This is a genomic window from Siphonobacter curvatus, assembly GCF_002943425.1.
GTDB classification, from domain to species: Bacteria; Bacteroidota; Bacteroidia; order Cytophagales; family Spirosomataceae; genus Siphonobacter; species Siphonobacter curvatus.
On the sequence record NZ_PTRA01000001.1, the window covers coordinates 3137863 to 3150515 of the forward strand.

Here is a 12653-nt window from a genome sequence, read left to right on the forward strand (position 1 = left end):
CGTAGATGCTACGGGTCGTTTTTGTTTAAGAGTATCGATTACGTAAACAATAATTTCAGCGTAGCAATGAACAAGCCCAAAGCCAGGGCATAACGCAGGGTGGGCACGTTGAAACGACGGGCTCCGGCGTAACCGCCCAATAAGCCTCCCACAAAAGCAAAAGCCAGCCAGTACAAAGTCTGTTGATCAGGTACGTAACCTTTCGTCAGTAACTTCGACAGTCCTGATACGGAATTCACGAAAATGAATAAAGCCGAGATCGCTGCGGTTTCCTTTAGTTTGGCCCAGTTCATCAGCAATAGTACCGGACTTAAAATAATTCCCCCGCCAATACCAAGCATCCCCGAGAGTAGTCCAATAACTGCCCCTACGGCTAATCCACCCAGTAACGGAATGGGTGTCGTCGGATCTTCCGTAGTTTTGGGTCGCCAGAGAATGCGGCCAATGGCCAGAATCAGACATACGCCCAATAACTGTTTATACAACCCGGCACTCAGGGGTATGCCCGCCCCCACAAAGGCCATCGGTACGCTGGCCAGAGCGAAAGGCCAGAATTTCGGCCAGCTAAAGTGCCCGCTCCGATAAAATTGCAGGAAAGAGGACATCGATACAAACAGATTCAGTACCAGTGCGGAAGACTTCATCAATTCGGGCTGCGTACCGAAGATAGCCAGTACGGCCAAATACCCACTTGCTCCACCATGCCCTACCGAAGCATACAAAAAGGCCACAATGCCAATGGCCAGCATAATTATTACTTCTGTATTCATACGACCTGAGCTAGTACGATCGGAACGTTAAAAGGGCGTTGGCAAGCATTTAACGTTTGGTACAATTTTAGTTTTAAAACAAAAGATGCTTTGCCCCGATTCTTTTAAAAAGTTAGCGGCACCCCTTACGTGGGACAACCCCTATATTGTACTTTTGTTTTTTAGCACTTATAAGTAATGAAACCACTACACGATACTTGTCCCTGGATGATTTTGATCTGCGAAGGTAGCAAATGCAGTCGTCGCCAGGATGATTTACGTCGAACCTTCAAGCATGAATTGAAAGAACGAGGATTGAAAAAACACGTAGAACTAGTCGAGATGGACTGTACCAGCCGCTGTAAGCAGGGACCCATCGTGGCCATCCAACCCAGTAACCTCTGGTTGGGCGAAGTACACGAGTCTAACGTTCCCCGTATTCTGGATGAAATGTTTCGGGAAGAATAAAACAGACTTCGGTCGTAACTAGAAAGTAGCGTGCGGTTTTTCCTTAAATAGATGAAACGATTACCCCCATTATTTAACTAAACTACCGATTTTCCCAATCTTACTTGGAAAGCTCCCTGCGTTTGAGCTGCCTCAACCTTCATCCCCTCATCTAATCTTTTTTCTCTAGTCCTCCTTCACTGGCAAGGTCTTTTTCCAACTATCTTTTTATGAATGGTTAGCGACGAGAACCCAGAAACGGGTTTTCTCAGCAACCTCACCAATAGCTTTAATCCCTTAGTTTCCTTTTTCTTTATACGGCTGATTTACTGGACATACCAGTTTAGTGATTAGTTCGTTTTTTAAGCTATCTTTAGAAGCTTGGATAACCCATTTACCGCCGATCTTATCTTTGTTACGTATGAATTTCCATCACTTCCGACGCTTATCCTTACGCTTGCTTATTCTTTGCCTGTTGCTGGGAGTGGGATTGATGACTGTGATTTATGCGTACCGGGATCGGCTTTTCCGGCAGATCAATCATCAGATCAGTAACCAGATTCGGGGTAATTTTCATGCGGATAACTTTCGCGTTATTTTCTGGGAAGAAGCCACTCCCGGCTTGACGATCATTCTTCAGAATGTACGACTGGAGGACGACCGTCACGACCAGCACCATACTGATTTTCTCAACGTTAGAGAAGTACGGGTTCGACTGAGCCTGATTGATTTGTTCCGTCGACAGGTACAAATCAAACACATCCGGGTGATTGACGGGTCGGTGACGGCTTTTCGGGATGAAACTGGATACGCCAACTGGAGTTTATTTGAATCGGATAGCCTTACCCGCTCCATTCGCAAAAAGAAAAACCCGAACGGATTTTTAGTGGACATTAAGAAAGTCCGGCTGGAAAATGTTCAGGTGCATTTCAGTGATTCCCTCCGTCATAAATGGTACGGCGGTTTGTTCCGGGATGTAGAATGTCAAATCTCCCGGGATGGCAATCGCATCAAAGCCCGCATCCGGGGTCCGCTGCATTTGGATGGGCTCGCCTTTAACTCCTCCAAAGGAAGTTTTGGTACGAATCAGGAAACGGATCTTAAACTTAACGTTCAGCTTGATACGGCCCGGAAACTGCTTACGCTAGAACCTTCTCGACTGGTTTTCGAAAAGAAAGATACGTTACACGCCCACGGGCATTTCCAATTCCATACCCGACGGCCCCCGGACCTTAATCTGTTCCTCCGGGTACAGGGGTTGGCTTTTTCCAAGACGCTGGATTTAATGCCTCGAAAGCTAGCCGTTGCTTTAGGGAAATTTAAGTACTATCCTGATATTAAAAAAGCGAACATACGCATTAGCGGTTCAACGGCTCCCGGTTCGGAGCCTCATCTGGATATTCGCTTTGCTTCTGGCCCCGCCCGGATGGAATCCGTACTGGGTTTATTGACGAATTTGCGGGTAGAAGGTTATTTTACCAACCATCTCGACCCAAAACTAGAAGCGGGTGATGCCAATTCTCGGATACTCTTCAGTCATTATTCCGCTGACTGGGACGATGCTTTACCCGTCAGCGGCCGGATGGTACTGCATAACCTGCAGCACACACGAGCCTTTCTAACCACTACTGTAGATACGGATTTGTCTACGCTCAACGAGACGCTCAATGCGACCAGTTACACTCTGAACGGCGGCAAATTGCGATTAAACGCACAGTACCGGGGACGGGTTGTGAATGTCTTTGACCCCAAAACGGGCGAACTGGCGGGTTTGTTACGCGGTAACCTGATTGTAGAAGATGGTCAGTTCCGATACCTTACCAGACATCTCAATTTTGACCAGTTAAACGTCCATGCGGTGTTTAATGAACGCGATTTGGTGGTAAAGCAAATCCAGACCCGGTTGAATACCAGCCCCATCACCATCCGTGGAACCATCAAAAAGTTAATTCCTTTTCTGACTTCTCCCCATACGCGTCTGTACGCCAAAGCCGAAATTTTCTCACCCAATCTGAATTTCAACGCGACCCAGTTTATGCCTCGTTCGCGTAAATCGTCGCCCCGTTTACGGGAAAAAGCTCGTCGGGATCTGATTGCCAAAGTAGATCGGGTGATTGACCAGTTGGAAACCGATGTAACCGTAAGTTTCAACAAGTTTCAATACCGGCATTTCAAAGCCTCGCAGGTGAAAGGTGAAATGTTGATTACGCAACGGAAATTACAGATCAAGAACTTGGCCATGAATGCCTTCCAGGGCAATTTCAATTTCTCAGGTCAGGTAGATTACATCCGTAATAATCCTTCCCGAGTGAATGTGGCCTGTGTACTCAAAAATAACAACGTTTCGGAGCTATTCCGGGCTTTTGATAATTTCCAGCAAACGACTATTACCCATCAGAATATTCGTGGATTGTTAAATTCGGAAGGAAAAATCAGTGTGAAATTGCGGCCTGATTATACACTGATTCCGGGTACGTTCGATGGTTATTTGAACTTCAATTTACGAAACGGTGAACTCATCGATTTTAAACCGATTAAAGGAATTCAGCGGTTCATTTTCAGAAATCGAAACTTTGATCATATTCGTTTTGCAACCCTTTCCAATCAGTTCCGCTTTAAAGGACGCGAAATCGAAATGGACAAAATGGGTATTGAATCGACCGCTCTTACACTCTTCGTAGGGGGCACGTATAGCTTTGGTAATCAAACGGACCTGTACGTACAAATTCCGCTCGCTAACCTTCGGAAACGGGATAAGGATTACGAGCTGGCCCGTCTAAACACCAAAGAAGCTCAGGGTTGGACGCTCAATCTGCGGGCGAAAGACGAAGGCAATGAGACCAAAATTCGGCTGGATCTAGGACAAAAAGTGCGGCAACGTAAAGCCAAACGTCAGCAACTGGGCAACGAAACGGTAGATCTTCGTTAAAACCGGATTACCTTTCAGGGGAAAAAGGAGCTTTTACCGTCTCTTTCTAAACTCTGAACCGTATGAAATCTTCACTTTCCCGTCGGGCTTTTCTCCAGCAGGCAGGCTTGCTCACTTCGGCTACGCTTTTAAGTAGTACGGAGCTTTGGGCGGCTAAAAAATCAGGCTTACAAATTGGGTATTCCGCTATTACCTGGGGCGGAAAAGACACAGACGCCATCCGTGATATTGCTTCCCTGGGCTTTAAGGGTATTCAACTACGGGCGAATGCGTTTGGTCCGTACCGAAACAAACCTTCCGAGCTCAAAGCATTACTGGATGACAATCACCTCAAACTGGTTATGTTTTCGAGCGGAAACGTAGAAATCGACCCGGATAAGGAAGAGAGTACCATCAATATGCACGTAGCTCACGCCAGTTTTGTGAAAGCTCTGGGCGGAACGAGCATTCAGCTGACGAATAATGTTCGTCCGAAAGATCGGCAACCCACGCCGGAAGAACTTAAGCGACTGGCTCAGGTGATGAACGAAATTGGGAAGCAAACGGCCGATTTAGGCATTCAAACCGCCTATCATAACCACATGCACCAACTCGGGGAAACACCGGAGGAAGTGGATATCATTGTTCAGGAGATGAACCCCAAGTATGTGAAGCTCTTGCTCGACGTAGCTCACTATCACCAGGGCGGTGGCGATCCGGCCAAGGCCATCCATCAGTACAAAGACCGAATTCACGCCCTGCATTTAAAAGACGTTCGCAGTCCCCTACCCGACAACACGAATCCCAAATCATACAAGTTTGTCGAGCTTGGCCAGGGCAACGTCAACTTACCTGCCGTATTCAAAGCCCTCGACGACATTAAGTTTAAGGGTTGGGGAATTATCGAACTCGATGGCGTACCCGACACCGGCAAAACGGCTCTGTCGTGTGCGGAAACCAGCAAGAAATTTCTTCTCGATCAGAAAATCTTGATGAGCTGATTCGGGCCGTACGACACGTTTCGAAGGAATCCTTTCGCTTTTACAGGGTAATGCTTAAAAAAGAGGTCTTTTACTGGAAGCTCTTCGTAAACTGGATACACGAAAAGTATTTCTGCCTTACTAATCATTAAACAAGTCTGTATGAAACGATTACCTTTACTACTGGTCGTCTGGTCTTTTGCCGGGCTTACCAGTGCCACACCACCGCAAGGGAAAGGCTCCTGGAAGAGTCTTTTCGACGGTAAAAGCCTGAAGGGCTGGAAAGTGGCCGAAGGCTCTGCTTCCGGAAAAGCCCGGTATGAAATTAAAAACGGTGAGATTATCGGCATTTCACAAACCAATACCGCTAATACCTTCTTACTCACCGAGCAACAATACGGAGATTTTATTTTTGAGTGCGACGTTAAGGTAGACAACTCCCTGAATTCCGGTATTCAGTTCCGCAGCCTGCAACGCGAAAACGATGGTCGCGTATACGGCTATCAGATGGAGATTGACCCCTCGGATCGTAGCTGGAGTGGCGGTATTTATGATGAAGCCCGTCGGGGCTGGCTGGCCATGCCCACGAATTACGAGGCGGGAAAAAAGGCCTTTAAACGGGGCGAATGGAATAAGTACCGTATTGAAGCGATTGGCAATTCATTACGCACGTTCGTTAATGGCATTCCCGTTTCAAACGTCGTCGATGACCAAACGCTGAAAGGGTACATTGCTCTACAGGTACACAGCATTGGCAAAGACGCCAGTAAGGAAGGGAAAACCATCCAGTGGAAAAATATTCGTATTCAAACCGAAAACCTTCAACCTTCTCCCGTCGATCAGGCTCCGGTCGTGAATCTGGTTCCTAATACACTGACGGAACAGGAAAAAGCTCAGGGCTTCAAACTGCTTTTTGACGGAAAAACGAGTACGGGCTGGCGAGGTGCTTATAAAACCGCCTTCCCCGAAAAGGGCTGGACGATTAAAGATGGCGTACTGAGCGTAGATAAAGGCGATGGAGCTGAAAGTACCAACGGAGGCGACATCGTGACCAATGATTCCTACGGAGCTTTTGAACTGACCTTCCAATTTAAACTTACGGAAGGAGCTAACTCGGGTATGAAGTACTTCGTGAAAGAATGGTTACCCTATACGCACGAATTCAAGCCCGGCCAAGCGATGACTGTACCCGATGGTTACGTAAAGAAAGGATCCGCCATTGGCCTGGAATTCCAGGTACTGGATGATGCCCGCCACCCCGACGCTAAACTCGGAGCGGCTGGCAATCGTACTATTGGTTCTTTGTATGACTTGATTCCGGCGGATAAAACGGGAGCGAACAAAGCAGCCGTGAAGCCGATTGGTGAATGGAATGAAGGCCGGGTCATTGTGTATCCCAACAATCACGTTGAACACTGGCTCAATGGCTTTAAATTAGTGGAGTATGATCGAGGTTCTCCCTTATTCAAGGCTTTGGTGGAACGCTCAAAATACGCTTCTTACAAAGGTTTTGGCATGGCTGAAAAAGGTCCCATCCTCATTCAGGATCACGGCGATGTCGTTAGTTTCCGCAGTATAAAAATTCGTGAACTTAAGTAGTAGTGAGGTTTTGAGTTTAGGGTTTAGCGTTTGGGGAATAACGCTAAACCCTAAACTCAAAACACTGACCGTAAACTCTAAACCGCAGCGGCGGACCGCTGAATTCTAACTCATGGAAAACCGTAGGGATTTTCTTCGTAAACTTTCGCTGGCAACAGCCGGATCGATGCTGAGCGTAAATGCCATGTCGGCAGCCAGCTACCGCAAAATTGTGGGTGCGAATGACCGCGTACGTGTGGCCTGCGTGGGTTACTCTGACCGTTTCCGGGCTTCCCACGTACCTCCCTTCAAGGCTTTGGCTAAGGAAATGAACTTCGAAATGGTGGCCGTATCCGACATCTGGAAACGCCGTCGCGAAGAAGGTAAAGCATTTCTGGAGAAGCAATTAGGTGGTACCATTAAAGATTACCGCAATAATGATGAGCTCTACGATTCCAAATCGGTAGACGCCGTTTTCATCAGCACAGCCGATTTCCAGCACGCCATTCATACGATCGACGCGGTAAAAGCCGGTTGCGATACCTACACGGAAAAGCCCCTGGCCGAAACCATGGAAGACGCCCGTGCGGTACTGAAAGCGGTCAAACAATCCGGAAAGATCGTTCAGATTGGCTCGCAACGCCGCAGTGGTGCCAACTACCACGCCGCCGAAGAATTCATTAAATCGGGCAAGTTCGGTCCGATTACGATGGTAGAACTGATGTGGAACGTAAACCAGCCGGGTCGCTGGCGTCGTCCGGCCCTGGTCGCTCAGTGTAAAGAGGAGGATCTGGACTGGAAACGTTACCTACTTAATCGTCCGCACGAAGCGTTTGATCCACGTAAATATCTGGAGTACCGTTTATTCTGGCCCTACTCATCAGGCATTCCCGGTCAGTGGATGAGCCACCAGATTGATACGGTACACTGGTTTTCTGGCCTGCCCCACCCCCGTTCGGCTGTCGCCAACGGAGGCATTTATCAGTGGAAAGACGGTCGTAAAAACGCCGATACGCTCACCGTGGTCTTCGATTACGGTCCACTAAATGATCCGACGACGGGATTTCAGGTATCTTTTGCCAGCCGTTTTAGTAACTCAGCCGGCGGTACCAAGGAAATCTATTATTCGAACGGCGGAGAGTTGAATCTGGATACCAATAACATTTCGCCCACTGGAGGCCTAACGGCCCGCGAAGCCGCTGAGATGAACATGCAGGCGAATCTGTTGGCTTCGGGCAAGCTGGAAGGTCCCCGCGTAGAAACGGGAGCGAATACGGGTGGCGATCCCCTGACGTTCAATCACATCAAAAACTGGATGGAATGTGTACGCAGCCGTAAAACGCCTAACGCTCCCATCGAAGCCGGTTACCAACACTCGATTGCTACGATCATGTCGAATGCCGCGTACCGTACAGGACTGCGGGTAACCTTTGATGAGAAAAACCAGGAAGTAATGGCTGGTACTAAAGTTTTCAAATATTAGTTTGAGTACGTTATCGCATATGGAAAAAGCGGCTCTTCTGGGGCCGCTTTTTTGATTTGGAGTAGCAGTTTGAACAGTTCAGTTTACCCAATTTTCAGCTTATTCTTCTAGGTCGCTGCTGCCGTGGTTAGCATCGTCATGTACAAATTAATGGCGTACTGACAGGCCGTCACCAGTTCAAGAGGTACGGTTTGGTTACCTTCAATCTTTAGTTGGTACTCGTAATTCAGGTTGCTCCAATTATACTTCGGAATGATGAGCATGAGCGTGATTCCTTCGGTATCTTCCAGAATAAAGTGATGATTCCATACCCCCCGGCTTTTGAGTAAGTATACCTTTTCGGGACCATCTACGGACAAACGGATGATGATTTGTCCCATCCAGTTAAACACAATATCCCCCTGATCGACACCGTCGATAAACACGTCAAATTTGGAAGCCCAGGCATTTTTGGATTTAATCTTCAATTTCCGCTGGTTCACTGCTGCCTGGCCTACACTCGAAAACCAACTATCATAGGTAAACGTTACTTCAGGATTTTCAGCGTCCGAGTAAATTTCAAATCCTGATTCCACTGACTTAATTAAATAACTCATCGCATACAGGTATTAACAGTTTCCTAAAATCAATCGCTACTCATGGTACGCCAATTCTCCCGCCCGTATGGCAAGGGGCAGATTATTTTCTTTCGGAGGAATGGGACACGTATACTCCGGTGAATATGCACAATACGGGTTGTAGGCTTTGTTAAAATCAATCGTAACCCGATTACCGGTGATGTCGCTTTCGGGAATGTCCAGGTAACGACCCCCGCCGTAACTTTCCTTGCCCGAAGTCTGATCTTTGAAAGGGATGAAAAGCGTACCCGCCTCCGTACTTTCAAAGACGAGCAATTCGCAGGTTTTTCCCTGTAGCTCAAACCGGACTTTTCCGTATAAAGTATACGTCTCGGTCTGCCCGCCCGTCATCTGTACCGCAAAGGTTTTCGTGCTTTCAGTTTCTTCCAGCTTCGCAAATACTTCATACGTAGAATCCGCCGGGAAATATTTCAGCCCCTGAAACCCGGCTTTGTCTTTGATGGGTGATTCACTAGAAGTGCGGTAATTCTGGTCCTTCTCCAGTCGCTCCATCCGCAAATCATCGGCATATGAGCCTTTTTTCTTACTACTGACGGAATAGACCACAATCCCCAGAATGGCGGCAGCAACAACGAATAAGAGTATTTTTCTTCCTGACATAGTACGATCGGTACGCTGATTGTTAGCATTTAAACAATGAAAGTTTCAATCTTTCGGGGCTCCGTTCTATTCGGAACCAATTGTATTGCAACTTTGCTGTATCTCAGCAGTGCAAAAATCTACAACTTAACGGCAAAAGCCAATAATAATATGTTTACTGGAATCATTGAAGCGTTGGGAACGGTCACTGAACTTACTTATGCAGGTACCAACGTTACCTTCAGCATCGAGTCTCCGATTTCTCAAGAGCTGAAAATAGATCAGAGCGTTTCACACAATGGTGTTTGTCTGACGGTCATTGCTGTAGGCGATGGTTACCATCAGGTTACGGCAATTGATGAAACGTTGAAAAAGAGTAACCTGGGCCGTTTACAGGCCGGATCCACAGTCAATCTGGAGCGTTGCATGCAGGCCAACGGCCGTTTCGATGGGCACATTGTTCAGGGGCACGTCGACCAGACGGCCGTGTGTACGCGGGTGCAGGATGAAAACGGCAGCTGGCTGTTTGATTTTGAGTACGACGCTTCACTGGGGAACGTGACCGTAGAAAAGGGATCGATTTGTATCAACGGAATCAGTCTGACGGTTTTTAATTCCGGCGTTCATACGTTTCGCGTAGCCATCATTCCGTATACCTACGAACATACAACCTTTCATGCACTGGCCGAAGGTGATACGGTCAATCTGGAATTCGACATTGTGGGTAAATACGTAAAACGCCTGTTAGGTCAGGCTTAAGTCAGCCTTTGTTTCGTATTAAAACCAAATTAATTATTACCATATTCCATTTTTCACGTACGGATTCATACATTAGCTCGTTCGTTTATTCAGTATACTTACTGAAGACGTTTACTTTTCGACTTAATACAGAAAGCTATTCGCTGCTTTTATGAACCGTAGAAATTTTATTCAGGCATCTTTAGGAATAGGTGCTCTTTCCGCAGTCGGACTCGAAGCTCTGGCTGCTACGCAGGCGAAATCCGTTGGGTTACAACTCTATACGGTTCGCGATGATATTCAGAAGCAGGGCATTGAGCGGGTACTGGAGCAGGTAGCCAAGCTAGGGTATAAACAGGTCGAGAACTTTAGCTATAATCAGGGTAAGTTTTTCGGTAAAACGCCCGCTGAGTATAACAAAATCTTGAAGGACAATGGACTAAAAGCCGTCAGCGGACACTATACCACGGGCCGATCCACGAAGTTTGGCATGGGCGATGGTTTGACCCGCAATTGGGAAAAAGCCGTTGAAGATGCAGCGGCAATCGGACAAAAATACGTAGTATTGGCTTATCTGGTAGATGACGAACGCTCGGCGGAAGATTACAAGCAGTTATTCGGTATTCTAACAAAAAGCTCCGAAACGGCGAAAAAATCCGGGTTGACACTGGGTTACCATAACCACGATTTTGAATTCACGCAAAAAGTGGACGGCGAAAAGCCCTACGATTTATTGTTAAAAAATACGCCCGTAGTGATGGAGATGGATCTATACTGGGTGGAAAAAGCGGGCGAAAAACCCGCCGAGTATTTTGCGAAATATCCCGGTCGTTTTCCGCTCTGGCACGTCAAGGACATGGCTAAAACGCCCCAGCAGGAATTCGCGGAAGTAGGTACGGGTAGCATTGATTTCGCGGACTTATTCAAGCACGCGAAGCAAGCTGGACTCAAGCAATATTTTGTGGAACAGGATGTTTGCAAACGCCCACCCATGGAATGTATCAAAACCAGTATCGACAATATTCAAAAGGCCAAGTGGGGTTGATTTCCCAGTAATAATAGATGCACAACAAAGGTCAGTCGAGTTTCGACTGACCTTTGCTTTTAGTGTCCATACTGCTGATCTTCCTCTTCCTCCGGATCGGCTTTATCCCACATCGCCCGGAAAGTTGGGGCCATATACAGCATTTCTTCTACTTTACTACGGGCCGCGTGAAATAGACGGTAGTTATAACCCTGATTTATAATTTCGTCAATAGCAAAGATGAGTTGAGCCATGTCCCGCACATTCACGGAAAAATCCCTCACTACGTACATGGTAAAGCCGCGATCGTAATCGTCAGCGAAAAATAATACCAGAGCAAAATCTTCTCCCCACAAAAATGAAGTAACCTGGCTACGCGAAAAATCTTTGAACATTTCCCCATTGTCAACTAAGGCATCAATGATTTCAACGTCATTATTCGTAATGTAAAAATTTGGGGTAAGGTTGCGGGAGATTTCCTCCATAACCGGCCGTTGGGTTGATTGTTGAGCCATAAATTTGATCAATTTTTGGAGAAAATGTAACGTTTCCGTCCATTTCTCTGGCTGGATAAAAAAGAAAAAGCCCCCGGAGAATGCTCCGAGGGCTTTGCTGAGTTTGACTTCAGGACTCGAAGTCAACAATTCTCCAAAATTCTTATGCCAGATTTTAAGCCAGCTCCTTTAACGTATTCCGGTACTTCACTTCTACGGCGTGGAGTTCCAGTAAGGGTTTCAGGAATTCTTCCAGTAGGCTAATATCCAACTGGCTAGCCGCGTCGCACAGAGCTTCGCTGGGGCAGGTATGAGCTTCCACAAACAGACCGTCTACACCCGCAGCCACACCGGCACGAGCCAATACGGGAAGGTACTCACGAGCACCGCCTTTGGAATCTTTCGAAGGAATACCATACTTCCGGATGGCGTGCGTTACGTCGAATACCACGGGATAATTGGTACGAGCCATGTGGTAGAAGCTACGCGGATCGACCACAAGATCGTTGTAACCGAAGGTGTACCCGCGTTCGGTCAGAATGATCTGATCGTTGCCGGAATCTTCGATTTTCTTCACTGGATGTTTCATGTTTTCCGGAGCCAAGAACTGACCGTGCTTGACATTCACAACACGACCCGTTTGAGCCGCTGCCGTTACCAGCATGGTTTGCATACAGAGGTAGGCCGGAATTTGGAGTACGTCCACTACTTCAGCTACGGGAGCTGCCTGATCGGGATAGTGGATGTCCGTCAGCAAAGGAAAACCAAACTGTTCCTTTACTTTCGCCAGAATCTTGATTCCTTTATCCAGACCGGGGCCAGAGTAGTAATCCAGACTCGAGCGGTTATCCTTCTGAAACGATGATTTATAAATCATCTTGATATTGAGACGTTCCGAAATCTCTTTGAGTTTTTCGGCAACGGTCATCATGATTTTTTCGTCTTCGATAACGCAGGGACCTGAGATGAGAAACAACTCATCCGATCCACATTCGATATCGCCAACCCGTACGATTTTCTGCGACATAATCTTAA

General features: G+C 47.1%; 12 protein-coding genes. 7 read left to right on the forward strand and 5 right to left on the reverse strand.

The genetic code is table 11. The features are described 5' to 3' along the window. Positions 1–38: 38 nt before the first annotated feature. Positions 39–770, reverse strand: coding sequence for a sulfite exporter TauE/SafE family protein (locus C5O19_RS13010; protein WP_104712842.1), 732 nt, complete (start codon positions 768–770; stop codon positions 39–41). Positions 771–947: 177 nt separating this feature from the next. On the opposite strand from C5O19_RS13010, the gene C5O19_RS13015 reads away from it, so the two are divergent. From C5O19_RS13015 to C5O19_RS13035, 5 genes are all read left to right on the forward strand, one after another. Then, positions 948–1217 (forward strand): (2Fe-2S) ferredoxin domain-containing protein, encoded by a 270-nt coding sequence (locus tag C5O19_RS13015; RefSeq protein WP_133163357.1) that lies wholly within the window; start codon positions 948–950, stop codon positions 1215–1217. A 400-nt stretch (positions 1218–1617) separates the two neighbouring features. Beyond that, positions 1618–4125 (forward strand): AsmA family protein, encoded by a 2508-nt coding sequence (locus tag C5O19_RS13020; RefSeq protein WP_104712845.1) that lies wholly within the window; start codon positions 1618–1620, stop codon positions 4123–4125. 62 nt (positions 4126–4187) lie between these two features. Further along, positions 4188–5105 (forward strand): sugar phosphate isomerase/epimerase family protein, encoded by a 918-nt coding sequence (locus tag C5O19_RS13025; protein WP_104712848.1) that lies wholly within the window; start codon positions 4188–4190, stop codon positions 5103–5105. Between the two features lie 141 nt (positions 5106–5246). Further along, positions 5247–6683: a 3-keto-disaccharide hydrolase gene (locus C5O19_RS13030; protein ID WP_104712850.1), complete on the forward strand. Its 1437-nt coding sequence runs from the start codon at positions 5247–5249 to the stop codon at positions 6681–6683. A gap of 112 nt (positions 6684–6795) precedes the next feature. Continuing rightward, positions 6796–8145: a Gfo/Idh/MocA family protein gene (locus C5O19_RS13035; protein ID WP_102201007.1), complete on the forward strand. Its 1350-nt coding sequence runs from the start codon at positions 6796–6798 to the stop codon at positions 8143–8145. Positions 8146–8252: 107 nt separating this feature from the next. Here the strand turns inward: C5O19_RS13035 and C5O19_RS13040 are convergent, their stop codons facing one another. Next, positions 8253–8741, reverse strand: coding sequence for a hypothetical protein (locus C5O19_RS13040; RefSeq protein WP_104712852.1), 489 nt, complete (start codon positions 8739–8741; stop codon positions 8253–8255). 36 nt (positions 8742–8777) lie between these two features. Beyond that, entirely contained in the window at positions 8778–9383 is a 606-nt protein-coding gene (locus C5O19_RS13045) for a DUF1684 domain-containing protein (RefSeq protein WP_104712854.1), read from the reverse strand. A gap of 150 nt (positions 9384–9533) precedes the next feature. Between C5O19_RS13045 and C5O19_RS13050 the strand changes: the two genes are divergently transcribed. Both C5O19_RS13050 and C5O19_RS13055 read left to right on the forward strand, forming a co-directional pair. Beyond that, complete coding sequence (locus C5O19_RS13050) at positions 9534–10121, forward strand: riboflavin synthase (RefSeq protein ID WP_104714087.1); 588 nt, start codon at positions 9534–9536, stop codon at positions 10119–10121. Positions 10122–10272: 151 nt separating this feature from the next. Continuing rightward, entirely contained in the window at positions 10273–11145 is an 873-nt protein-coding gene (locus C5O19_RS13055; RefSeq protein WP_104712856.1) for a sugar phosphate isomerase/epimerase family protein, read from the forward strand. A gap of 59 nt (positions 11146–11204) precedes the next feature. Here C5O19_RS13055 and C5O19_RS13060 read toward each other — a convergent pair whose 3' ends face one another. Together C5O19_RS13060 and kdsA are read right to left on the reverse strand one after the other, a co-directional pair. Further along, on the reverse strand, positions 11205–11639 hold the full coding sequence (locus tag C5O19_RS13060; protein WP_133163358.1) for a hypothetical protein: 435 nt from the start codon (positions 11637–11639) through the stop codon (positions 11205–11207). A 154-nt stretch (positions 11640–11793) separates the two neighbouring features. Then, positions 11794–12645: a 3-deoxy-8-phosphooctulonate synthase gene (gene kdsA / locus C5O19_RS13065; protein ID WP_094809424.1), complete on the reverse strand. Its 852-nt coding sequence runs from the start codon at positions 12643–12645 to the stop codon at positions 11794–11796. Positions 12646–12653 lie beyond the last annotated feature (8 nt).

Bases quoted from the DNA above. Each gene is read 5' to 3' on its own strand.
- C5O19_RS13010 (WP_104712842.1), bottom strand. From the start codon at position 770: ATGAATACAGAAGTAATAATTATGCTGGCCATTGGCATTGTGGCCTTT.
- C5O19_RS13015 (WP_133163357.1), top strand. From the start codon at position 948: ATGAAACCACTACACGATACTTGTCCCTGGATGATTTTGATCTGCGAA.
- C5O19_RS13020 (WP_104712845.1), top strand. From the start codon at position 1,618: ATGAATTTCCATCACTTCCGACGCTTATCCTTACGCTTGCTTATTCTT.
- C5O19_RS13025 (WP_104712848.1), top strand. From the start codon at position 4,188: ATGAAATCTTCACTTTCCCGTCGGGCTTTTCTCCAGCAGGCAGGCTTG.
- C5O19_RS13030 (WP_104712850.1), top strand. From the start codon at position 5,247: ATGAAACGATTACCTTTACTACTGGTCGTCTGGTCTTTTGCCGGGCTT.
- C5O19_RS13035 (WP_102201007.1), top strand. From the start codon at position 6,796: ATGGAAAACCGTAGGGATTTTCTTCGTAAACTTTCGCTGGCAACAGCC.
- C5O19_RS13040 (WP_104712852.1), bottom strand. From the start codon at position 8,741: ATGAGTTATTTAATTAAGTCAGTGGAATCAGGATTTGAAATTTACTCG.
- C5O19_RS13045 (WP_104712854.1), bottom strand. From the start codon at position 9,383: ATGTCAGGAAGAAAAATACTCTTATTCGTTGTTGCTGCCGCCATTCTG.
- C5O19_RS13050 (WP_104714087.1), top strand. From the start codon at position 9,534: ATGTTTACTGGAATCATTGAAGCGTTGGGAACGGTCACTGAACTTACT.
- C5O19_RS13055 (WP_104712856.1), top strand. From the start codon at position 10,273: ATGAACCGTAGAAATTTTATTCAGGCATCTTTAGGAATAGGTGCTCTT.
- C5O19_RS13060 (WP_133163358.1), bottom strand. From the start codon at position 11,639: ATGGCTCAACAATCAACCCAACGGCCGGTTATGGAGGAAATCTCCCGC.
- kdsA (WP_094809424.1), bottom strand. From the start codon at position 12,645: ATGTCGCAGAAAATCGTACGGGTTGGCGATATCGAATGTGGATCGGAT.